Annotated in this window: 20 protein-coding genes; 13 read left to right on the top strand and 7 right to left on the bottom strand. The window is 68.0% G+C overall.

Annotation, left to right across the window (positions count from 1 at the left end):
* Nucleotides 1-24: 24 nt before the first annotated feature.
* Nucleotides 25-1,194: a ribonuclease D gene (gene rnd / locus QMZ16_RS08615; protein ID WP_282602977.1), complete on the top strand. Its 1,170-nt coding sequence runs from the start codon at nt 25-27 to the stop codon at nt 1,192-1,194.
* 4 nt (nt 1,195-1,198) lie between these two features.
* The gene (locus QMZ16_RS08610) at nt 1,199-2,179 is read left to right on the top strand and encodes a GNAT family N-acetyltransferase (RefSeq protein ID WP_282602930.1); all 981 of its coding nucleotides are present in this window, start codon (nt 1,199-1,201) and stop codon (nt 2,177-2,179) included.
* Here QMZ16_RS08610 and QMZ16_RS08605 read toward each other — a convergent pair.
* Entirely contained in the window at nt 2,176-2,895 is a 720-nt protein-coding gene (locus QMZ16_RS08605; RefSeq protein ID WP_022706434.1) for a PAS domain-containing protein, read from the bottom strand. The two genes, QMZ16_RS08610 and QMZ16_RS08605, sit on opposite strands and share 4 nt — an antisense overlap.
* A 251-nt stretch (nt 2,896-3,146) precedes the next feature.
* On the opposite strand from QMZ16_RS08605, the gene gmk reads away from it, so the two are divergent.
* From gmk to QMZ16_RS08550, 11 genes are all read left to right on the top strand, one after another.
* Nucleotides 3,147-3,779 (top strand): guanylate kinase, encoded by a 633-nt coding sequence (gmk, locus tag QMZ16_RS08600; RefSeq protein WP_028725585.1) that lies wholly within the window; start codon nt 3,147-3,149, stop codon nt 3,777-3,779.
* Entirely contained in the window at nt 3,776-4,303 is a 528-nt protein-coding gene (locus tag QMZ16_RS08595; RefSeq protein WP_282602929.1) for a gamma carbonic anhydrase family protein, read from the top strand. Before gmk ends, QMZ16_RS08595 begins: the two co-directional genes overlap by 4 nt.
* Nucleotides 4,303-5,415, top strand: coding sequence for an ATP-binding protein (locus QMZ16_RS08590; RefSeq protein WP_282602928.1), 1,113 nt, complete (start codon nt 4,303-4,305; stop codon nt 5,413-5,415). Before QMZ16_RS08595 ends, QMZ16_RS08590 begins: the two co-directional genes overlap by 1 nt.
* Nucleotides 5,416-5,475: 60 nt before the next feature.
* On the top strand, nt 5,476-6,231 hold the full coding sequence (gene rpiA, locus QMZ16_RS08585; protein WP_282602927.1) for a ribose-5-phosphate isomerase RpiA: 756 nt from the start codon (nt 5,476-5,478) through the stop codon (nt 6,229-6,231).
* 1 nt (nt 6,232) lies between these two features.
* Nucleotides 6,233-7,612 (top strand): glutathione-disulfide reductase, encoded by a 1,380-nt coding sequence (gene gorA, locus QMZ16_RS08580; RefSeq protein WP_022706429.1) that lies wholly within the window; start codon nt 6,233-6,235, stop codon nt 7,610-7,612.
* 94 nt (nt 7,613-7,706) lie between these two features.
* Nucleotides 7,707-8,912, top strand: coding sequence for an FtsH protease activity modulator HflK (hflK, locus tag QMZ16_RS08575; RefSeq protein WP_022706428.1), 1,206 nt, complete (start codon nt 7,707-7,709; stop codon nt 8,910-8,912).
* Nucleotides 8,912-10,123, top strand: coding sequence for a protease modulator HflC (locus QMZ16_RS08570; protein ID WP_282602926.1), 1,212 nt, complete (start codon nt 8,912-8,914; stop codon nt 10,121-10,123). Before hflK ends, QMZ16_RS08570 begins: the two co-directional genes overlap by 1 nt.
* A gap of 382 nt (nt 10,124-10,505) precedes the next feature.
* Entirely contained in the window at nt 10,506-11,864 is a 1,359-nt protein-coding gene (locus tag QMZ16_RS08565; protein ID WP_282602976.1) for a DegQ family serine endoprotease, read from the top strand.
* Between the two features lie 87 nt (nt 11,865-11,951).
* Nucleotides 11,952-12,275, top strand: coding sequence for a 2Fe-2S iron-sulfur cluster-binding protein (locus QMZ16_RS08560; RefSeq protein ID WP_022706425.1), 324 nt, complete (start codon nt 11,952-11,954; stop codon nt 12,273-12,275).
* A 210-nt stretch (nt 12,276-12,485) separates the two neighbouring features.
* Entirely contained in the window at nt 12,486-14,660 is a 2,175-nt protein-coding gene (gene katG, locus QMZ16_RS08555) for a catalase/peroxidase HPI (RefSeq protein WP_282602975.1), read from the top strand.
* Nucleotides 14,661-14,801: 141 nt separating this feature from the next.
* On the top strand, nt 14,802-15,209 hold the full coding sequence (locus tag QMZ16_RS08550) for a DUF2141 domain-containing protein (RefSeq protein WP_282602925.1): 408 nt from the start codon (nt 14,802-14,804) through the stop codon (nt 15,207-15,209).
* On the opposite strand, the gene QMZ16_RS08545 is transcribed toward QMZ16_RS08550, so the two are convergent.
* The 6 genes from QMZ16_RS08545 to QMZ16_RS08520 form a co-directional block, all read right to left on the bottom strand.
* Entirely contained in the window at nt 15,206-15,901 is a 696-nt protein-coding gene (locus QMZ16_RS08545; protein ID WP_022706422.1) for an anti-sigma factor, read from the bottom strand. The genes QMZ16_RS08550 and QMZ16_RS08545 overlap by 4 nt on opposite strands.
* The gene (locus tag QMZ16_RS08540) at nt 15,898-16,410 is read right to left on the bottom strand and encodes a sigma-70 family RNA polymerase sigma factor (protein ID WP_028725584.1); all 513 of its coding nucleotides are present in this window, start codon (nt 16,408-16,410) and stop codon (nt 15,898-15,900) included. Before QMZ16_RS08540 ends, QMZ16_RS08545 begins: the two co-directional genes overlap by 4 nt.
* A 142-nt stretch (nt 16,411-16,552) precedes the next feature.
* The gene (locus QMZ16_RS08535) at nt 16,553-17,353 is read right to left on the bottom strand and encodes a DUF4394 domain-containing protein (protein WP_022706420.1); all 801 of its coding nucleotides are present in this window, start codon (nt 17,351-17,353) and stop codon (nt 16,553-16,555) included.
* Between the two features lie 107 nt (nt 17,354-17,460).
* A complete protein-coding gene (locus tag QMZ16_RS08530; RefSeq protein WP_282602924.1) occupies nt 17,461-18,633 on the bottom strand; it encodes a LarC family nickel insertion protein in 1,173 nt (390 codons plus the stop codon).
* Nucleotides 18,630-19,967: a lactate racemase domain-containing protein gene (locus tag QMZ16_RS08525; RefSeq protein WP_282602923.1), complete on the bottom strand. Its 1,338-nt coding sequence runs from the start codon at nt 19,965-19,967 to the stop codon at nt 18,630-18,632. The genes QMZ16_RS08530 and QMZ16_RS08525 overlap by 4 nt, the downstream gene beginning before the upstream one ends.
* A 4-nt stretch (nt 19,968-19,971) precedes the next feature.
* On the bottom strand, nt 19,972-21,519 hold the full coding sequence (locus QMZ16_RS08520) for an altronate dehydratase family protein (RefSeq protein WP_282602922.1): 1,548 nt from the start codon (nt 21,517-21,519) through the stop codon (nt 19,972-19,974).
* Nucleotides 21,520-21,566 lie beyond the last annotated feature (47 nt).

The following is a 21,566-nucleotide window of genomic DNA, read 5'->3' as shown; positions in this document are numbered from 1 at the left end:
CGAAAGAGCCAGATGAGCCAAGACATAACGACGATCACCCGCACCGAAGATCTTGCACGTTTCTGCGAAGCTGCGAAATCCGCCCCCTATGTCACCGTCGATACCGAGTTCCTGCGAGAGCGGACCTACTGGTCCAAGCTGTGCCTGATCCAGCTGGCGATCCCGCCGGCATCGGCGCCCAAGGAACCGGGCGGAGAGGCGGTCCTCGTCGATCCGCTGGCCGAGGGGCTCTCGCTCGAACCGCTCTATGACCTGTTCCGCCACGAAGCGACGGTGAAGGTCTTCCACGCCGCGCGGCAGGATCTGGAGATCTTCTTCCACGACGCCGAGGTGTTCCCCAAGCCGCTGTTCGACACGCAGGTCGCCGCGATGGTCTGCGGTTTCGGCGAACAGGTCGGCTACGAGACGTTGGTACGCAAGATCGCCAAGGCGAATCTCGACAAGTCGTCGCGCTTCACCGACTGGTCGCGGCGTCCGCTGTCGGATGCGCAGAAATCCTATGCGCTGGCCGACGTGACCCATCTTCGCGGCATCTACGAATTCCTGGCGCAGGAACTGCAGAAGACCGGCCGCGACGCTTGGGTCGACGAGGAGCTTGGCGTCCTGACCGACCCCGAGACCTACATCACCCGCCCCGAAGAGGCATGGCTGAAGGTCCGCACCCGCACCAATTCGCCGCGCTTCCTTGCGATCCTGCGCGAGCTGGCCCGCTTCCGCGAGGCCTATGCCCAGGAACGCGACATCCCCCGCAGCCGGGTGTTCAAGGACGACGCGATGATCGAGCTGGCCTCGACCAAGCCGATGTCCGAGGGCGATCTGGGCCGCGCGCGCCTGCTGCTGCGCGATGCGCGCAAGGGCGACATCGCGGCGGGTATCCTTGCCGCCGTCAAGGCGGGGGTCGAGGCCAAGGACCTGCCCCAGCCCAAGGGCGAGGAGCCGGGCAAGCCGGGCAATCCCGCGCTGTCGGACCTTCTGCGCGTGCTCTTGAAGGCCAAGGCCGATGCGGCGGGCGTCGCGCCCAAGCTGATCGCCTCGGCCTCGGACCTGGATGCCATCGCCAGCGGGACGCGCAACCTGCCCGCGCTGTCGGGCTGGCGGGCCGAGGTCTTCGGCGACGACGCGCTGCGGCTGGCCGCGGGCGACATTGCGCTGTCGGCCCAGAACGGCGCGGTCCGGATCGTTCCCGCACGGTGACACCATGATGCAATCGCTTCGACTGACCCGCCCCTGGCCCGAAGATGTCGAAGCGATCACTGCCGCGCTTGGCGATTGGGAAACGACGCGCTGGCTGACCGTCGTGCCCTTCCCCTATGCCGAAGACGACGCACGCGCCTTCATCGAGGAGGCGGGCCCGGACGAATACGCGATCCGCATGGGCGCGTCGCTGGTGGGCATGCTGCGCGTGGGCGAAAGCTTCGGCATCTGGATGGCGCCGGGCTGGCAGGGCAGGGGTATCGCCCGACGGGCCGCCATCCTTGCGCTGACGCGCTTCTTCGCCGGGGGCGGGCAAGCCATCGCCGCGCAGCATCTGGACGGAAACACGCGATCTGCGCGGATGCTGGACTGGCTGGGCTTCCGTCCCACCGGTCCGCTGCAGATCGCATCGAGGCCGCTTGGCCGCGACGCCCCCGCGCAGGGGCTGCGCCTGACCCGTGCCGAATTCGAGGCGCGTCATGCCATCGACCTGCAGACAGCGCGGTTGCGGCTGAACGCCATCGGCCCCGACGATCACGAGGCGCTGCACCGCATCGTTACCCGCCCCTCCGTCGCGCGGATGCTGCTGCGGTTCCACCCGGACATGACGCCAGCGGATACCGCCGCGATCCTGTCCGAGGGCGCGTTGTTCCCGCCCCTGCGCCTTGCCGTCCGGATGGACGGGCGCGTGATCGGCGCGGTCGCGGTCAGCGCGGGCAGCGTGCCGCGCCTCAGCTATTTCCTCGATCCGGAACTGGCGGGGCGGGGAATCGGACAGGAGATGGTGGCGGCGGCATTCGACGAATACGTCGCCCGCTTCGACCCGCAGCAGGTCGAGGCCGATGCCTTTCTCGACAACCTGCCGTCGCGCAAGGTTCTGAAGAACCTCGGCTTTCAGCGCGTCGAGGATATCCGCATCAAGTCGCTTGCACGCGAGGATCGGGACATGGCCGCGCTGTATCGCTGGCGCCCCTCGGTCAGCTAATCTTCGGACCTGCCGATGACGCGGAACATCGCGCGGCGTTCCTCGGGGCTGCGGGGGCTGCGCGCGGGGACATACTGGTCGGGATCTTCCGCGAACCCGATCTGCGAGGGCGAGGGCGTCAGCGTGCGACCGCCCTCGATGATGGGCATCACCTCGTCCCCGGTCAGGTCGAAGCGACGGGGCGCGACGCCCGGCTCTCCCTCGGCGATGAGACAGCCGAGGGCGCGCGTCACGTCGCCCAGATCCGACCGCAGCGGCAGCAGCAACATCTGCGCATTCAGTTCGGGGCGCGCATAGTCGCCCCGCGCGTGCAGCGTCAGCCGTGCGATCTGCGGGGCCTTGAACACGCTTTCCAGCACGTCCGAGAACCGCCCCCGCGAACTGGTGTTGAGGAAGGCGCAGATCGGCATGCCGCGCACTTCCATCCCCATCAGGTCGATCATGTGACGTCCCGCAAGGCGCAGGCGACCCGCGCCGGGGGCGATGCGTTCCAGGATGAAGGCGTGGTCCAGCGCGCGCGCGATCCCGCGCGGGTCCACATCGCTGCGCGCGGGCACGGCGCGGCCGTTGCGCAGGCTTTCCCAGTAGTCGCGCAGCTCGGCCAGGATGCGGTCGGGGCGGCAGGGCTCGTAATCGACCAGACGGACGACACGATCGGATCCGGGCGCGTCGATCGCACCCGGCTTCGCTTCGGATCTGTCTTCCCGGTCAGGCAATCGAGGCCTCATTCACTATATGCAATAATACAGATGTGTCGCAACAACTGGTATGCCGTGGCCATAGATAACGCCACAACCTGTCGCAACACGAGTCAATTCCTGAACAAATAGTTAAACTTCTACTTCCAAAGTTGAAAGTGTTTCTTGCGCGATATGCTTGCGAATAAGGCATGGACTTGACCAGCGCGTGGCGGCGGGGCATCCCCATGCGCAGGATTCAAGCGACTGCCAGAAGGAAAACCCGCATGATGGATCGTACCGGACTGATGGTCATCCTGTCGTCGCCATCGGGCGCGGGGAAATCCACGCTGGCCCGTCGTCTCATGGACTGGGACCCCTCGCTCAGCTTTTCGGTTTCGGCCACGACGCGCGCACCGCGCCCGGGCGAGGTGGACGGCGTCCATTATCACTTCACCTCGCGCGAGGAATTCCTGTCGCTGGTGCAGAATTCCCAGATGCTGGAACATGCCGAAGTTTTCGGAAATCTCTATGGCAGCCCGCGCGGCCCCGTCGAAGAGGCGATGCTGGCAGGGCGCGACACGCTGTTCGACGTGGACTGGCAGGGCGGCCAGCAGATCCGCGCCTCGGCGCTTGGGGGGCATGTGGTGTCGATCTTCGTCCTGCCGCCTTCGCTGCCCGAGCTGGAGCGGCGGCTGCGCACCCGCGGGCAGGACAGCGACGAGGTGATCGCCGGCCGCATGGACAAGAGCCGGGGCGAGATCAGCCACTGGGCCGAATACGATTATGTCCTCGTGAACGACGATCTGGACCGGACCGAGGAGCATCTGCGCGCCATCCTGACCGCCGAACGGCTGCGCCGCACGCGGCAGGCGGGTCTGGGCGCCTTCGTCAAGGACCTGATGGCCGAGGAGAGCGCATGATCTGGGAACTGGACGGCATCGCCCCGCGTATCGACCCCGACGCCTGGGTGGCCCCCGACGCATCGCTGATGGGCCGCGTGGTGCTCGAGGCGGGGGCCTCGGTCTGGTTCGGGGCCGTCCTGCGCGGCGACAACGAGGAAATCCGCGTCGGGCGCGGCAGCAACGTGCAGGACCTGTGTTGCCTGCATACCGACATGGGCCATCCGCTGACCATCGGGCCGGACGTCACCGTCGGTCACCGCGCCATGCTGCACGGTTGCACCATCGGCGCGGGGGCGCTGATCGGCATGGGTGCGACGATCCTGAACGGTGCGGTCATCGGCGAAGGCGCCCTGATCGGTGCGGGCGCGCTGATCCCCGAGGGCAGGGAAGTGCCCGCAGGGGCGCTGGTCATGGGTGCGCCGGGCAAGGTCGTGCGCGATCTGGACGCCGATGCGCGGCAGCGGCTGATCGAGTCGGCCCAACGCTATCGCGCGAACGCGGCGCGGTTCCGCGACGGGCTGAAGCCCGCGGGCGGGCGGTGATGATGCCGCCGGGCACCGCGCGTCGCGTCGGGGGGTTCCTTGATGGCGTGCCGATGCCCATGATGGCGGTCGATCACCGCGCAAGGGTCATCGCGGCCAATCCCGCGATCGTGCGTCTGCTGGGCGCCGACCTGATGGACCGCCCCTTCGTCACCGTCCTGCGCCATCCCGCCATCGTCGAGGCCGTTGACTGGGTCCTGGAACCCGACCGCCACCGTGCCCCCACGCTGGACCCGGGCCTGCCGCCGCCGGTCGACGGGGGCGTCGCGCTGCGGGCGCAATTCGCCGCCGACGGGCGCGACATCCTGGCCGAGGTGACGGTCTCGCCCCTGCCGTCCGTCTTCGGGCGCGGCGCGATGATCGCGCTGTACGACCGCTCGGTCGCCGAGGAGGCCGAGCAGATGCGCCGCGATTTCGTCGCCAATGTCAGCCACGAGCTGAAGACCCCGCTGACCGCCATGACCGGCTTCATCGAGACGCTGCGCGGCCCCGCGCGCGAGGATGCGCGTGCCCGCGACAGGTTTCTCGACATCATGGAGCGCGAGGCCGCGCGCATGAACCGCCTGATCCAGGACCTGCTGTCGCTGAGCCGCGTCCAGGCCGAGGAACGTCAGCGCCCCTCGACGCGCGTCGATCTGGCCGGGCTGCTGCGCAGTGTCGTGGCCACCATGTCCCCGCGCGCCGAGGCTGCGGGCGTCGACATCCACGTCGCCGGGCTGGAGGATGCGGTCGCGCTGCCGGGGGATGCCGACCAGCTGACGCAGGTCTTCCAGAACCTGATCGAGAACGCGCTGAAATACGGCGGATCGGGCGGATATCTGGGGCTGCGGCTGGAACGCATCGCGCACGAGCCGATGCTGCGCGGCCCCGCCTGGGCCGTCACCGTCGAGGATCGCGGCGAGGGGATCGAGGAACAGCACCTGCCGCGCCTGACCGAACGCTTCTACCGCGTGGACACGCACCGGTCGCGGGCGCAGGGCGGCACTGGGCTGGGGCTTGCCATCGTCAAGCACATCATCAACCGCCATCGCGGTCGGCTGCGGATCGACAGCCGCCGGGGCGCGGGCAGCCGCTTTACCGTGATCCTTCCCGAACGCAGCTCTCGCGGCTAGTGGCCCTTCGCGTGCCGATCGCCTATAACGGCGCGGCACATTCACGCGAGAGGGACCGCCATGTCTGACGCAACCGGCTTCGATCCGGCCAAGCTTGCCGCCGCAAACGCCTCGGTGCGACTGGTCGAGGATGGGATGAAGCTGGGTCTGGGGACCGGCTCGACCGCCGCCGTCATGGTCGAGATGCTGGCCCGCCGGGTCGAGGCCGAGGGCCTGAGCCTGCGCTGCGCGGCCACCTCGAAGGCGACGGCGGAGCAGGCGCTGTCGCGCGGCCTGAAGGTCGAGAGCCTGGACGATATCGGCTGGCTGGACATGACAATCGACGGCGCCGACGAGGTCGATCCCGACCTGCACCTGATCAAGGGCGGCGGGGCCGCGCATCTGCGCGAGAAGATCGTCGCGGCGGCCAGCGACCGCATGGTGGTGATCGCCGATCCCGGCAAGGTGGTGGAACGGCTGGGCGCCTTCCCCCTGCCGGTCGAGGTCTTGGGCTTCGGTTTCGAAAGCAGCCGCACCCTGATCCGCCGCGTGCTGGAGGACCTGGAGCTTGGCGGTCGCGACGTGCTGACCCGCATGAAGGGCAGCGACCCGCTGATCACCGACGAGGGCAACCTGATCCTAGACCTGCATCTGGGCGCGATCCCCGATCCCGCCGCGCTGGCACGTGCGCTGTCGGCCATTCCGGGCGTGGTCGAACACGGCCTGTTCCTGGGCATGTGCGATGTCGCGATCATCGGAAAGGCCGACGGCAGTGTTGTCGAACTTGCCCGCGATGCCGATATCGATGCCGACATGCTGGCCCATGAAGGAGAATGAGATGAGCTTCGACTACGACCTCTTCGTGATCGGTGGCGGTTCGGGCGGGGTCCGCGCCGCGCGGATCGCGGCCGGCGAACATGGCGCGAAGGTCGGTCTGGCCGAGGAAAGCCGCATGGGCGGCACCTGCGTGATCCGGGGCTGCGTGCCCAAGAAGCTGATGATCTTCGCGGCGGGCGCGGGCATGGCCATCGACGAGATGCGCGGCTATGGCTGGACCGGCGCGGATGCGGGCAGCTTCGACTGGGCCGTCTTCCGCGAGAAGCTGGACGCCGAGCTGACGCGGCTGGAACTGATCTATCGCGCCGGGCTGGAGCGTGCGGGCGTCGAGGTGCACGACCAGCGTGCGACCCTTGTCGATCACCACACCGTCGCGCTGGCCGACGGGACGCGCAAGACCGCGCGCCACATACTGATCGCCGCCGGCGGTCGTCCCGCGCCCATCGGCATCCCGGGCGAGGAGCTGGCCATGGTCAGCGACGACCTGTTCCTGATGGACGAACTGCCCAAGCGCGTCCTGCTGGTGGGCGGCGGCTTCATCGCCTGCGAATTCGCGACCATCCTGGCGGGGCTGGGCGTCGAGACGGTGCAGGCCTATCGCGGCGACGCAGTCCTGCGGGGCTTCGACCGCGAGGGGCGCGACCTGGCGACGCTGCAGCTGTCGCAGGTGGGCGTCGATCTGCGGCTGGGCATCACGCCGACCGAATTGCGCAAGACCGATGACGGCATTGAGGTCGCCTTCGACGACGGCAGCACCGACCGCTTCGACCGCGTGCTGATGGCGACGGGCCGCAACCCCTATACCGCCGGGCTGGGGCTGGAGAATACCGAGGTCGTGCTGAAGCCCAATGGCGCGATCGAGGTGGACGAATGGTCCCAGACCAGCGTGCCCTCAATCTTCGCGGTGGGCGACGTGACGGATCGCGTGAACCTGACCCCGGTGGCGATCCGCGAGGGGCACAGCTTTGCCGACACGGTGTTCGGGGCGAACCCGCGCAAGGTCGATCATTCCATCGTCGCCAGCGCCGTCTATCTTCGGCCGCATGAATTCGCGACGGTCGGCCTGACCGAGGAAGAGGCCAAGGCCCGCGGGCCGGTCGACGTCTTTGCCACGACCTTCCGGCCCATGCGGTCGATGTTCGCGGGCAGCGATGCCAAGATGATGATGAAGCTGCTGGTCGATCCGCGCGACGACCGGGTGCTGGGCTGCCACATCTTCGGCCCCGAAGCCGGAGAGATGATCCAGCTGGCCGCCATCCCCATCGGGATGGGCGCGACCAAGGCGCAGTTCGACGCGACCATCGCGGTCCACCCGACCGCCGCCGAGGAGCTGGTGACGATGCGCAGCGTGACGCGCCGACACGAAGGGGCAGGTGTCTGACCGCGCCCGATGGCCGCAGGGCTGCGCCTTGACTTTTCGACGCGCAGCCCCAGTTTTCAACTAACGGAAATTCCAAGGAAAGAAGGTTCGACGGATGGCAAATCAGGGCCCCTGGGGCGGAGGCAATGGCGGCCGGAAGGACGGGGATGGCGACAAGCGCCCCGCCGGTCGCCCTTGGGGAGAAGAGCCGCAGGGCGGGCGTCGTCCCGGTCAGGGTAACGACCCGCAGCGCCCCGAGATCGAGGATCTGATGAAGAAGGGCCAGGAACGCCTGCGCGTCCTGATGGGCGGTCGCGGAAATGGCGGGAACGGCGGCAATGGCGGTCCGGGCGGGCGCAAGCCCTCGGGGCCGAATTTCGGGCTGAACCGCTCGACCGTGTCGCTGGTCGCCATCGCGGCGGTGGCGCTCTGGGCCTTCTCCAGCTTCTACCGGGTGCAGACCAACGAGAAATCGGTCGAGTTCCTCTTCGGTCGCGCGGTCGCCGTGGGCTCCGAGGGTCTGAACTTCGCGCCCTGGCCCTTCGTAACCGCCGAGGTGGTGTCGGTCACGAACGAACGCGTGACCGAGATCGGCACCGGTCGCGGCGGCCAGATGGACAGCGGCCTGATGCTGACCCGCGATCAGAACATCGTGGACATGGAATACCAGGTCGTCTGGAACATCCGCGATCCGCAGATGTACCTGTTCAACCTTGCCGATCCCTCGGACACGATCCGCGCCGTGGCCGAATCCGCGATGCGCGACATCATCGCCCGCAGCGAGCTTGCGCCCATTCTGAACCGCGATCGCGGCGCCATCGCGCAGGACCTGCAAGAGGCCGTGCAGCAGACGCTGGACGCCTATCAGTCCGGGATCAACGTCGTCCGCGTCAACCTCGACCGTGCCGACCCGCCCGAAGAGGTGATCGACAGCTTCCGCGCCGTGCAGGCCGCGCAGCAGGAACGCGACCGGTTGGAGAAAGAGGCCGACGCCTATGCCAACCGCGTGCTGGCGCAGGCCCGCGGTGACGCGGCGCAGTCGCTGGAACAGGCCGAGGGCTACCGCGCCGAGGCCGTCAACACCGCATCGGGTGAGGCCGCGCGCTTCAACTCGATCTACGAGGAATACGTGAACGCGCCCGAAGTCACCCGGCGCCGGATGTATCTGGAAACGATGGAGCAGGTCCTGGGCGACGTGAACAAGATCATCCTGGGCGAAGGTCTGAACGAGGGATCGGGCGTCGTGCCCTATCTGCCGCTGGACCAGCTGCGCGGGAACCGCACCACCGGATCTGACCAAGGCAACGGAGGGTCGAACTGATGGCACGCCGTACGCAGACCCTTGCAGCCCTTGCGCTGCCCGCACTGATCGTCGCCGGCGTCCTGGCCGGCAGCGCCCTGTTCATCGTCGACGAGCGCGAGAAGGCGCTGGTCCTGCGCCTTGGCCGCGTGGTCGATGTGCAGGAGGCGCCGGGCCTGAACTTCAAGGTGCCCTTCCTCGACAACGTGGTCAAATATGACGGCCGCATCCTGGGGCTGCCCACCAGCCCGCTGGAAGTCACGCCCGCCGACGACCGCCGCCTTGTCGTCGACGCCTTCGCGCGCTGGCGCATCACCGATCCGGTCCGTTTCCGCCAGGCCGTTGGCTCGGGCGGTGTCGATACCGCGCAGCAGCGGCTGGAGCCGATCGTCCGGAACGCCATCCGCGAAGTGCTGGGCACCGTGCCCTCGACCACCGTGCTGTCGGATGAACGCACCTCGCTGATGAACCAGATCCGCGACGAGGCGCGCAACAACTCGGAAGGGCTGGGGGTCGAGTTCATCGACGTCCGCCTGACCCGGACCGACCTGCCCGAGCAGAATCTGACCGCGACCTATGCCCGGATGCGGGCCGAGCGTGAACGCGAGGCCGCGGACGAGATCGCCCGCGGTCAGGAAGCCGCGCAGCGGGTCCGCGCCGCAGCCGACCGGACCGTGGTCGAGCTGACCTCCGAGGCCAGCCGCCGCGCCGAGATCGTCCGAGGCGAGGCCGATGCGCAGCGCAACGCGATCTATGCCGATGCCTATGGCCGCGACCCCGAGTTCTTCGCCTTCACCCGCTCGCTCACGTCCTATGAACGCGCGCTGAAGGGCAGCAACAGCTCGATGGTGATGCAGCCCGACAGCGAGTTCTTCACCTACCTGTCGGGTGACGGGGCCGAGAACGCGCGGCCTGCGTCGACGCCCGTGCCTGCCGGAAACTCGGCCGAGCGTCTGAACGTGCCGAAGCCGGTCGAGCCTGCCGAGGACGAGGAACTGGTCACCCCCGAGGTCACCGACCGCGAGGGCAACCGCCTGGGCGAGAATGCCGGCGTCAAGCTGACCCCGGTCCCCGAGAGCCTGTCGCCCCCGCCGCAGCAGGCCCCCGAGATCGTGGCCCCCGACGCCGAGTTGGAAAGCCAGCCCGCCGAGGACGCGCCCGCCGAAGGGACCGACGAACCGGCCCCCGAGGAAGAGGCCCCCGAGGAAGAGGCCGAGACCCCGGCGAACTGATCCGAACCCGAAGGGGGCGGGGCCTTGCGGTCCCGCCCTTTTCCATTGCCCAATCACGATCAGTTCACATCCCGAGAGCGTGGTTTATTTGCAACGCGCCGAGGGATAGGTTTTCGATGGATCCGGCAGGTCCGGGGGTGCATCCTCCGGAAAATGTCTCGAAAAACAGAGGACATACAGCATGAAACAGCTTCTTCCTCGGCATCTTCTGACCGCATCGGCGACGGCGCTTCTGCTGGGCCTCGGCCATGCCGGTGCCCAGCAGGTGGTCGAGCCCGCCAACGAGGACACGGCCCCCCAGATCAGCCAGGAGGCGCAGGAGGCGGCAGACGCCAACAAGCCCCTGGGCGTCGACGGTGCCGAAGCCGCGCCCCAGCACGTGATGCCCGGCAGCTTTGCCGACCTTGCCGAGCAGGTCTCGCCCGCGGTCGTGAACATCACCACCACCGCCGTCGTCTCGCAGCCCACGCAGGGCGGCCCGGTCTTCCCCGAAGGCAGCCCGTTTTCCGACCTGTTCCGCGAGTTCGGCTTTCCGGGGATGCCCGGACCCGATGGCAGCCCGCAGCGCCAGATGCCGCAGCGCTCGAACGCGCTTGGGTCGGGCTTCGTCATCTCGGCCGACGGGTTCATCGTCACGAACAACCACGTGATCGACGGCGCCGACGAGATCGAGGTCGAGTTCTATTCCGGCGAGCGGCTGGCAGCCGAGGTCGTGGGGACCGACCCCTCGACCGATATCGCGCTGCTGAAGGTCGAGAGCGAGGACGCGATCCCCTTCGTGGGCTTCGGCGATAGCGACGCCGCCCGCGTGGGCGACTGGGTGCTGGCCCTGGGCAACCCGCTGGGGCAGGGCTTCTCGGCCTCGACCGGGATCGTGTCGGCGCGGAACCGCGAATTGTCGGGCACCTATGACGACTATCTCCAGACCGACGCGGCCATCAACCGCGGCAATTCCGGCGGCCCGCTGTTCAACCTCAAGGGCGAGGTGATCGGCGTGAACACTGCGATCCTGTCGCCCAATGGCGGCTCGATCGGGATCGGTTTCTCGATGGCGTCGAATGTCGTATCCGAGGTGGTCGACCAGCTGCGCGACTTTGGCGAGACGCGTCGAGGCTGGCTGGGCGTCATGATCCAGGACGTCACCGAGGAGATGGCCGAGGCCCTTGGCCTCGACGAGCCCGGCGGCGCGATGATCACCGATGTCCCCGAAGGTCCCGCGCAGGATGCGGGGCTGAAGGCGGGCGACGTCATCACCGCTTTCGGCGGTGAACCCGTCGAGGATACGCGCGACCTGGTGCGCCGCGTCGCGGATGCCCCGGTGGGTGAACCCGTCGAGGTCACCATCCAGCGCGACGGCGACGAGGAGGTGCTGGACGTCACCATCGGCCGCCGCGAGACCGCGCAGGGCGAGGCGCAGTCGGACGAGCCCGAGGGCGAGACCGAGCTGCTGGGCCTGACCGTGACGCCCCTGACCCCCGAGATGGCGCAGGAGCTGGGCGCGCCCCGCGATGCGTCGGGTCTTGTCATCACCGGCATCGATGCAAGCTCGGCCGCGGCCGAGAAGGGGCTGGCCGCGGGCGATGTCATCACCGAGGTGAACCAGCAGCCCGTCGGCAGCATCGCCGATCTGGAGGCCCGCGTGCAGGACGCCCGCGATGCCGGCCGCCGTTCGGTCCTGATGCTGATCCGCCGCGAAGGCGCGCCGCTGTTCGTGGCTCTGCCCATCGCCGAGGAAGAGTGACCCGCAGGGGGCGGCCCGGTGCCGGGCTGCCCCTTTTCAAACGGGTCGGCGTTGCTTAACTGGGCCGGACAACAAGGGAACCAGCTGATGGCCAAGATTACCTATGTCGAACATACCGGCACCCGCCACGAGGTCGAGGTCCGTCCCGGCATGACCGTGATGGAAGGCGCGCGCGACAACGGCGTGCCCGGCATCGACGCCGATTGCGGCGGGGCCTGCGCCTGTTCGACCTGCCACGTCTATGTCGCGCCGGAATGGCTGGACCGTCTGCCGCCGCGCGACCCGATGGAAGAGGACATGCTGGACTTTGCCTACGAACCCGACCCGACGCGGTCGCGGCTGACCTGCCAGATCAAGGTCACCGAGGAGCTGGACGGCCTGGTCGTCCAGATGCCCGAACGCCAGATCTGAGAACGGGGCCGCATTTCGCGGCCCTTTTTCATGCCCGCAAGGTCTGCGCGTTATAAGGTGAACTTTGCATGACGATCAGGCGATCCAAATTCACCTGATGGGCGAGATGGGCTAGAAATGGCGCATGACGATTCGCCGGACCCTTCGTGTTCCGGCGCGGCAAGGGCGGCACGCGTGCCGTCGCACCTGACCAGAGAGACGGAGACCGACATGGACGGCAACCCGATGAACACCGGCAAATGCCCGGTGATGCATGGCAGCCATACCTCGACCGCCAGCCAGAACACCGACTGGTGGCCGAGCGCGCTGAACTTCGACATCCTGCACCAGCATGACGCGAAGACCACGCCCTATGGCGCGGATTTCGATTACCGCGCCGAGCTGCAGAAGCTGGATGTCGAGGCGCTGAAGGCCGATGTCCGCAAGCTGATGGTCGAGAGCCAGGAGTGGTGGCCCGCCGACTGGGGCAGCTATGTCGGGATGTTCGCCCGCGTTGCGTGGCACGCGGCGGGTTCCTATCGCCTGGCCGACGGTCGCGGCGGCGGCGGGACCGGCAACCAGCGCTTTGCGCCGCTGAACAGCTGGCCCGACAACGTCAACACCGACAAGGGCCGCCGCCTGCTGTGGCCGATCAAGAAGAAATACGGCAACAAGATCAGCTGGGCCGACCTGATGATCCTGTCCGGCACCATCGCCTATGAGGTCGCCGGCCTGAAGACCTTCGGCTTCGCCTTCGGCCGCGAGGATATCTGGCACCCCGAGAAGGACACCTACTGGGGTGCCGAGCGCGAGTGGCTGGCCGAATCCGACAACCGCTACGAGGATGTCACCAAGCCCGAGACGATGGACAACCCGCTGGCAGCCGTCCAGATGGGCCTGATCTACGTCAACCCCGAAGGCGTGAACGGCAAGCCCGATCCGATGGCGACCGCCGCCCAGGTCCGCGAGACCTTTGCCCGCATGGCCATGAACGACGAGGAAACCGCAGCGCTCGCCGCCGGCGGTCACACGATCGGCAAGTGCCACGGCAACGGCAAGGCCGAGGATCTGTCCCCCGAGCCCGAGGCCGCCGATCCCGAATTCCAGGGCGTCGGCTGGATGAAGACCAATGGCCGCGGCATCGGTCGCGACACCATGGTCAGCGGCATCGAGGGTGCATGGACCACGAACCCGACCAAGTGGGACATGGGCTATTTCGACATGCTGTTCGGGCATGAATGGGAACTGCGCAAGTCGCCCGCAGGTGCCTGGCAGTGGGAGCCCGTCGACATCAAGGAAGAGGACATGCCCGCCGATGTCGAGGATCCCTCGATCCGGCGCATGCCGATCATGACCGATGCGGACATGGCGATGAAGGTCGATCCGGCCTATCGCGCCATCTGCGAGAAGTTCATGGCCGATCCCGCCTATTTCGACGACTGCTTCGCCCGCGCCTGGTTCAAGCTGACCCACCGCGACATGGGTCCGAAGGCGCGCTATTTCGGCCCGGACGTCCCGGCCGAGGATCTGATCTGGCAGGATCCGGTTCCCGCAGGCAACACCGGCTATGACGTCGAGGCCGTGAAGGCGAAGATCGCCGCCACCGACCTGACCCTGGCCGAGCTGGTCACCACCGCATGGGACAGCGCCCGCACCTTCCGCGGGTCGGACATGCGCGGCGGTGCCAACGGTGCCCGCATCCGCCTGGCCCCGCAGAAGGACTGGGAAGGCAACGAACCCGCCCGCCTGCAGAAGGTCCTGTCGGTGCTGGAACCGATCGCAGCCGAAACCGGCGCCTCGCTGGCCGATGTGATCGTGCTGGCCGGCAATGTCGGGATCGAGCGTGGCCTGCAGGCCGCCGGGATGGAGCTGACCGTGCCCTTCGCGCCGGGCCGCGGCGACGCGACCGACGAGATGACGGACGCGCCGTCCTTCGACGCGCTCGAGCCGATCCATGACGGCTTCCGCAACTGGCTGAAGCGCGACTACTCGGTCAACCCCGAGGAGCTGCTTCTGGACCGCGCCCAGCTGATGGGCCTCACCGCGCCGGAAATGGTCGTCCTGCTGGGCGGTCTGCGCGTGCTGGGCGCCAATCACGGCGGCAGCAAGCTGGGCGTGCTGACCGATCGCGAAGGCGCGCTGACGCAGGACTTCTTCGTCAACGTCACCGACATGTGCTATCGCTGGACCAAGACGGACGAGGGCACCTACGAGATCCGCGACCGCAAGACGGACGCGGTCCGCTGGACGGCCTCGCGGCTGGACGTGGTGTTCGGTTCGAACTCGATCCTGCGCAGCTATGTCGAGCTGTATGCCCAGGACGACAACGCCGAGAAGTTCGCCCGCGATTTCGTCGCGGCATGGACCAAGGTGATGAACGCGGACCGCTTCGACCTGGCCGCCTGATCGGGCGATCCCGAAGACCTGTTGGGGGCGTGCCTTGTTGCGCGCCCCTTCTTCATGGGCGCCCCTCACGGGAACGTGGACTTGCGGGCGGGTGCGGTCGGTGCTTCCCTGCGCGGGTATTGTCGCGAAACGGGGAAGACGATGCTGCGCAGCCTGTGCCTGATCGCCCTGATCCTGCCTGCGCCCCTGATGGCGGGCCGGATCGAGATTGCACTGACGGATCTGCCATCGACCGAGGGCAGCGTCTTCTGCGCGCTGCACGACCGCGCCGATGGGTTCCCCGGCAGCAACGAGGTTGCGGGCCAGCGCGTGCCCGCGGGGCAGGGGCGCTGCGTCTTCGAGGGGATCGCGCCGGGCCGCTATGCCATCGCCGTGCTGCATGACAGCAACGACAACGGGCGGCTTGACACCAATGCCATCGGCCTGCCGCAAGAGGCGTGGGGCGTGTCGCGCAATGCCCGCCCGATGATGCGCGCCCCGCGCTTCGACGAGGCGGCCTTCGATCTGGACGACCGCCCGCGCAGCCTGTCGATCAGCGTCAGGCGCTAGATCACCGGCTTCTTGGCCAGCCCCTTGCCCAGGATCGGGCCGGTCGGCAGGTCGGTCGGCGACCCGCCCTCGGGTTCCGCGGTGATCTCGTAGAGCTGGCTTGCATCGGGTTCGGGCAGTCCCGGCACCGTCAGGGTGTCCGAGCGCCCCGCCACCAGCAGCCCGAGCGATACTGGCAGCCCGTCCGCGTCGGGCTTGGTCCAGACCTGCATCACGCGGCCTGCGGGCAGGTCGGGTCGTTCCAGCAGGGTGACGCGGGTGGTGTTGTCGGGCTGCCCCTCGATCAGGGCGACCGCCTCTCCTTCGGCGTCCAGCAGGACCGCGACGACCGAGGGGTCGGGACTTTGCAGCAGCGACCAGCCCAGCATCGCGGCCAGCGTCGCGGCTGCGGCCATGCCGCCCATCGCGGTCATGCGCCAGCGACGCAGCCGCCGATCGGCAAGGTTCACGACATTCGCGGCGCGGGCAGGGGCCTGGTCCAGCTGCGCGCGCAGGCGGTCCCAGAACCCGTCCGGCAGGGGCATTTCGGGCGCGGTATCGTCCAGCGGCAGGAAGCGCAGCCGCGCCCGTTCCAGGCGCGCGGCGATCGAAGGGTCGGCAAGGGCCAGTTCCTCGACGCGGCGGATGTCTTCGTCGGGTGCAAGCCCGAGCGCGACTTCGTCCAGCAGGGTGTCAGGCACCTGGGTCGTCATGTCAGGCACTCCCTCAGTTTCACGAGGCCCCGTCGCAGCCAGGACTTCACCGATCCGAGCGGCGCATCCATGCGGCCCGCGATCTCTCCGTGGCTGTGGCCCAGCACATAGGACGACAGGATCGCGCGGCGTGTCTCGGGTTCCAGCCCGTCCAGGCAGGCGCGCAGGTCCAGCGATTGCGGCAGCCGGTCGAAGGCGTCGTCCACGGCACGTTCGTCGGCGGGGTCCGTCGTCTCTCCCCGATCCTCGTGGCGCAGCATGGTCAGGCAGCGGTTGCGCAGGATGGTGAAGATCCAGCCCCGCGCATGGCCCCGTTCGGGATCGTATTGATGCGCGCGGCGCCAGATCAGGACCAGCGCGTCCTGGACCGCGTCCTCGGCCAGGTCTGACCGGCGCAGCATCCGCCGCGCGACGCCCAGCATCCGCCCGCCTTCAAGATCGACCAGCCTGCGAAGCGCGTCCTTGTCGCCGCCCGCGCAGGCCCTCAGCAATGCCGCATGATCAGACAATTCGACTTCCGCCCCCCTCGGCGCGGTTGTCCGCGCCCTTCGTCCAAGGGCTATGCCGCCGTCGCACCGTTTGTCAAATGCGCAGGCTTTTTCGGGTGCCGGCGCGGGACCGCCCCCGCGCCGGCTGTTCACTCTTTCAACGTTACTTCGCGGTCATGAAAGTGATGTCGCGGAGGATTGCGCCATCGGCACCCTGGATGTCCCAGCTGTCGGTGACGCTGCCATCTTCCAGCGAAACGGTATGAAGCTGGCTGCCTGCGGCCAGCCAAGCGGTGTTCGTGCCTTCGGCATCGGTCGCGATGTCGAACGCATAGGTGTCGGTGCCGTCGATGCCCAGCTTGCCCACGGCGGCCAGCGTGCCGTCATTGGGCGAGGTCTGCTGGATCAGCGCGACGATGGTGCTGTCGATGTCGTACATCGCCGTGCCCTCGGGCTTGCCGAAGCTGTTGATATAGGCGGCGGCGACGATGGCCGGGGCCTCGCCCGCATGCATGTCCTGTTCCTCGAAGGCCAGGCTGCCATCGACAGTCACGGCACCGGATTCGATGTCGACGCGGTGGTTCGTGGTGCCCGACATGAAGCGCAGCTTGTCGGCCATCGGGTTGAAGTCCACGATCACGGCGGCGTCGCCCTCGATCGGCAGTTCGGTATCCATGGTCGAGATGACGGTCGCGGCGCCGGTCTCGGGGTCGATCTCGACGATCTCGAAGCCGTCGGTGACGCCGATCAGCTGACCGGTGGCGGGACGCAGGTCGATGCCCAGCAGCTTGTCCACGCCCTCGACCTCCATCGAGGCGGTGACGCTGGCCGAAGACGCGTCGATCATGTGCAGCATCTTGTCGCCCGACAGGCCGATGGCCATCTTCGCGCCGTGGTCGTCGGCCATGGCTGCGGTGGTGGTCATCAGGGTGGCGACGGTCAGGCCGGCAAACTTGTTCAGCATCGGTCTTCTCCTAGGTGGGATCGACCACGGTTCATCCGCAGCCTCCATACCCACAAGGACTCGGGGGTGGGGGCGTTTGGATGCAGGGCGGATGATTTTTTTTCGGATCAGACGATATTTTTTGCGGCGGCACGCCTTGCGGCCAGCGTTTCATGGGTGCGCAGCGCCTCGTCCTCGATCTTGGTGGTGGTGCCGCCGGGGCGGCCGACGGTCTTGGCGGGCATCCCGGCGGCGGTCGTCGCGCATCTTGGCAGGACGAGGCGCGCGACCTCGGTGCGCCTGATCCCGATGGTCGAGGTCAGGTCGAACATCCGCGCCGCGACAGCCTCTGCACATCCCGGATCGCACAGAAGTTCCATCCGCGTCACGGGGCGCGACTTCTTGCCCTGCGCATTCAGCAGGGTCAGGTCCAAGACCCCCGGCATGTCGCGCAGGCGGTCGGTCGCGGCGCCGATCTCCTCTCCGGTCATGTCGTCCAGATCGCAGGCAAGCTGGACGACCCGGTCGCGGTCCGTCCCATGCGCGATGTCGAAGGTCGTGACGCGCAGCACGTTCGGGCGGTCGGGCAGGTCGCGCGTGCCCGCGCCCATGCCGGTCGCCCCCATGCGCCCACCAGGAGGGGTGGGGGCGGGGCGTCCGCCGGTCACATGCGCCAGGATGGCCGCGCCCGTGGGCGTCACGCGTTCGCCGCCGATCCCGTCATCGATCCAGTCGTATCCCTGCAGGATCCGCGCGGTGGCCGGTGCAGGCACCGGCAGGATGCCATGCGCCGTGCAGATCGTGCCCCCGCCAAGCGGCAGGGGCGCGCAGGACCATGTCGCATCGGCCAGGGCCGCGACGATGCTGCCCGCCGCCACGACATCCATCAGCGAATCCCAGTCGGCCAGTTCATGGAAATGCACCTTCTCCAGCGGCAGGTCATGGGCCGCAGCCTCGGCCAGGGCGATCAGGTGCAGGATGGCGCAGGCGTGGTGCGCGGTGCCCTCGGACAGCGGCGCGGCGCCGATGCGGTCGCGCAGCGCGGCATAGGTCGTCGCGTGGTCATGGTGATGGTGGTGATGATGGTCATGCGCGTGCCCGCCATGCAGGCCGAAGCGCAGGACCGACATGCCCCGCGACATGCCGCGTTCCAGCCGCGCGGTGCCCGCGTCATGGGGCAGCACGGCGGCCACATCGGCCAGCACGCGATCCGTCAGGTCTGGAAAGGCGTCCAGCATCGCCGCGACGAACATGTCGCCCGCTATCCCGCCAAGCGGGTCCAGATGCAGATGCCGCCTCATGGATGCGCCCCGGGCCACGGGTTCGCCAGCCGCACCCCGTCGAAGCGCATCGGCTCGGGCGGGCCGATCACCTCGATCCCCGGCCTGTCCTGCAGTTCCGGCAGCATGGCCTCGGACGCATAGAGGTATTCCAGCTGCAGCGTGTTGGGGATGCGCAGCAGGCGGGCCTTGGCGATATCCTCGGCGCCGCAGGTCTTGATCGCGGCCTGGATGGCGCTGCGATCGTCGGGCATGACCATCGGCATCTTGGCCTGCAGCAGCACGGTCGAGGTCAGCGCATTGGCATAGACGGCCTCTCGGTCGAAGGCCTGTTCCAACCGCGCGGTCACCACGTCCGCGCGGGCCGCACCGTTGCCGTTGCCGTTGCTGCGCGGCGACAGCTCCAGCGCGGCAAGGCGCGAGACATGCAGCGTGGCATGCGCCATCATCCTGGCCGACGAGAAGCGATGCGTGATGTTCGGGTCCATGCCGGTGCCCGAAAACTCCTTGCCGATCTGATCGACGACCAGCACATCCAGGCTGCCCGCAGCCGAGGGCGCATCGGCTGGCCCGACCGGCAGGCGCGGCATGTTCGCCATCGCCTTTTGCAGCCAGGGCTGTTCGGCCTCCAGCAGACCCTCGCTGTCCAGGACCGCGATGTCGGACAGCTGGTCATAGGCGTTCTCGATCGTGCCGATGCCAAACAGCACCTTGCAGCGTTCCAGCTTCATCCGCGCCATCAGATCGACATAGATCGGCACCTGGTCGATGCCGCGCGAATGGCATGCCTCGGCCCCCGACTGCTTGCCCAGACCGATGGACAGCATCTTGGCCAGCCCGCTTTCGTTCGGCGCGCGGAACGAGGTGTGGGGCTTGATGCGGTTGAACAGGACGATGCCGTCGGCATCCTGCGCGTGGCGGTCCATGCGGACGGACATGCCGTTCTCCAGTCGACCGATCTCGACCGTGTCCATGCTGGATCGGATGGGACAGCCGATGACGTCCTCGGTGACGCCCAGCTTGGCCAGAACGGCGGTCTGACCCTCGGCGGTGGCGCCGCCATGGCTGCCCATCGCCGGCACGACGAAGGGGTCGGCCCCCCGCGCACGGATTTCCGCGACGATGGCCGCGAGCAGTTCGGGAAAGGCCGCGATGCCGCGGCTGCCCGCGGTGATGGCGATGGACATGCCGGGGCGGATCTTCGACGCGCAATCGGCGGCGGCCAGCGCTTCGTGGATCGCGCGGGCCGGATCGTCGATCCGCGTGCCCTGGAACCGCTGGCGGCACAGCGCGATGCGGGGCAGGGGCGTATCCTCGACCAGCCGGACATAGTTCGGTTTCGCAAGTTGGGTCATGGCCTTATCCCGTCACGCCGATGGGCCAGGGGGCGAATTCATCCTCGCCCACGCCAAGCGCCTCGGATTTGCTTTGCCGGCCCGATGCGATGTCCAGGATGGTGCGGAAGATCTCCTCTCCCATCTCCTCGACGGTGCTGGTGCCGTCGGCGATGCGGCCGCAATTGACGTCCATGTCCTCCTCCATCCGTGCGAACATCGCGCTGTTCGAGGCCAGCTTGATCGTGGGCGAGGGGTAGCTGCCGAAGCACGACCCCCGACCGGTGGTAAAGCAGATCAGGTTCGCGCCCCCCGCGATCTGACCCGTGGCCGAGACCGGATCGAAGCCCGGCGTATCCATGAAGACAAGGCCCTTCTCGTCCACAGGTTCGGCATAGCGATAGACCTGCATCAGCCCGGTCGTGCCGCCCTTCTTCGCCCCGCCGAGCGACTTCTCCAGCACGTTGGCCAGCCCGCCCGCATTGTTGCCGGGGCTGACATTGCCGTTGATCTGCGTGTCGCGGCCACGGGTGTGATCCAGCCACCAGTCCATCCGGTCGACCAGCTTGCGGCCCACCTCCTCGGATCGGGCGCGGCGGGTCAGAAGCTGTTCGACGCCGAAGATCTCGGGGGTTTCCGACAGGATCGCGGTGCCGCCATTGCGGATCAGGATGTCGGCGGCAGCCCCCAGGGCGGGGTTGGCCGTCAGCCCCGACAACCCGTCCGAGCCGCCGCATTGCATGCCGATGGTGATATGTTCCGCCGAGCAGGGCTCGCGCCGGACCTCGTTCGCCCGGTCCAGCATCTGGTGCACGGCCTCCTTGCCCTCGGCGATGGCGCGGGCGGTGCCGCCGACATGCTGCATGGTGATGCTGCGCAGCATCTTGCCCTCGGCCAGGCTGTGGTCGCGGAAGAACTGCATCAGGTCGTTACGCTCGCAACCGAGCGAGACGACCACCGCGCCCGCCATGTTCGGATGGCGGACATAGCCCGCCAGCGTGCGGCGCAGCAGGTCCATCGGTTCGCCCGTCATCTCCATCCCGCAGCCGGATTCGTGGATGAAGGGGATGACGCCATCGACGTGCGGCCAGTCCTGCAGGCGTTCCTCGTCGAAGTGATTGGCGATCTTGCGGGCGACCGTGGCCGAGCAGTTCACCGTCACGAACAGCCCGATATAGTTGCGCGTCCCCACGCGTCCGTTCGCGCGGCGGATGCCCTGGAACACGGCCCGCCTGTCCGGCGGCAGGATGCGGGTCGGACGATAGTCGCGCGCGAAGGCATAGTCCTTCTCGACCGCGTCGAAGCGGATGTTGTGGCTGTGCAGCCAGTCGCCGGCTTGCAGGTCGGTTCCCGCATAGCCGATCACCACGTCGAATTTCAGGATGGGCGAACCCTCGGGGATGGGGCGCAGCGCGATCTTGTGGCCCTGCGGGATCTCCTGCCGCGCGGTGATGCCCAGTTCGGGCAGCGCGCATCCCGCGGGGATCGGTTGCAGGGCGACCGCGACGTTGTCACCCGCGTTCAGGCGCAGGATGCGCGGCCGCGCGATCGTGGCGGCGGTTCGATCTTCCATGATGTCTCCTCCCCAAGCTGGGCGGAATGCGGTATCCCGGGTCGAGG

The sequence above is a fragment of the Paracoccus sp. PARArs4 genome (assembly GCF_947311865.1).
GTDB classification, from domain to species: domain Bacteria; phylum Pseudomonadota; class Alphaproteobacteria; order Rhodobacterales; family Rhodobacteraceae; genus Paracoccus; species Paracoccus zeaxanthinifaciens.
Note: the sequence above shows the minus strand (reverse complement) of the source record. Positions and strands in the feature narration are given on the sequence as shown.

Bases quoted from the DNA above. Each gene is read 5' to 3' on its own strand.
- QMZ16_RS08610 (WP_282602930.1), top strand. From the start codon at position 1,199: ATGATGCAATCGCTTCGACTGACCCGCCCCTGGCCCGAAGATGTCGAA.
- gmk (WP_028725585.1), top strand. From the start codon at position 3,147: ATGGATCGTACCGGACTGATGGTCATCCTGTCGTCGCCATCGGGCGCG.
- QMZ16_RS08595 (WP_282602929.1), top strand. From the start codon at position 3,776: ATGATCTGGGAACTGGACGGCATCGCCCCGCGTATCGACCCCGACGCC.
- QMZ16_RS08590 (WP_282602928.1), top strand. From the start codon at position 4,303: ATGATGCCGCCGGGCACCGCGCGTCGCGTCGGGGGGTTCCTTGATGGC.
- rpiA (WP_282602927.1), top strand. From the start codon at position 5,476: ATGTCTGACGCAACCGGCTTCGATCCGGCCAAGCTTGCCGCCGCAAAC.
- gorA (WP_022706429.1), top strand. From the start codon at position 6,233: ATGAGCTTCGACTACGACCTCTTCGTGATCGGTGGCGGTTCGGGCGGG.
- hflK (WP_022706428.1), top strand. From the start codon at position 7,707: ATGGCAAATCAGGGCCCCTGGGGCGGAGGCAATGGCGGCCGGAAGGAC.
- QMZ16_RS08570 (WP_282602926.1), top strand. From the start codon at position 8,912: ATGGCACGCCGTACGCAGACCCTTGCAGCCCTTGCGCTGCCCGCACTG.
- QMZ16_RS08565 (WP_282602976.1), top strand. From the start codon at position 10,506: ATGCCCGGCAGCTTTGCCGACCTTGCCGAGCAGGTCTCGCCCGCGGTC.
- QMZ16_RS08560 (WP_022706425.1), top strand. From the start codon at position 11,952: ATGGCCAAGATTACCTATGTCGAACATACCGGCACCCGCCACGAGGTC.
- katG (WP_282602975.1), top strand. From the start codon at position 12,486: ATGGACGGCAACCCGATGAACACCGGCAAATGCCCGGTGATGCATGGC.
- QMZ16_RS08550 (WP_282602925.1), top strand. From the start codon at position 14,802: ATGCTGCGCAGCCTGTGCCTGATCGCCCTGATCCTGCCTGCGCCCCTG.
- QMZ16_RS08545 (WP_022706422.1), bottom strand. From the start codon at position 15,901: ATGACGACCCAGGTGCCTGACACCCTGCTGGACGAAGTCGCGCTCGGG.
- QMZ16_RS08535 (WP_022706420.1), bottom strand. From the start codon at position 17,353: ATGCTGAACAAGTTTGCCGGCCTGACCGTCGCCACCCTGATGACCACC.
- QMZ16_RS08530 (WP_282602924.1), bottom strand. From the start codon at position 18,633: ATGAGGCGGCATCTGCATCTGGACCCGCTTGGCGGGATAGCGGGCGAC.
- QMZ16_RS08525 (WP_282602923.1), bottom strand. From the start codon at position 19,967: ATGACCCAACTTGCGAAACCGAACTATGTCCGGCTGGTCGAGGATACG.
- QMZ16_RS08520 (WP_282602922.1), bottom strand. From the start codon at position 21,519: ATGGAAGATCGAACCGCCGCCACGATCGCGCGGCCGCGCATCCTGCGC.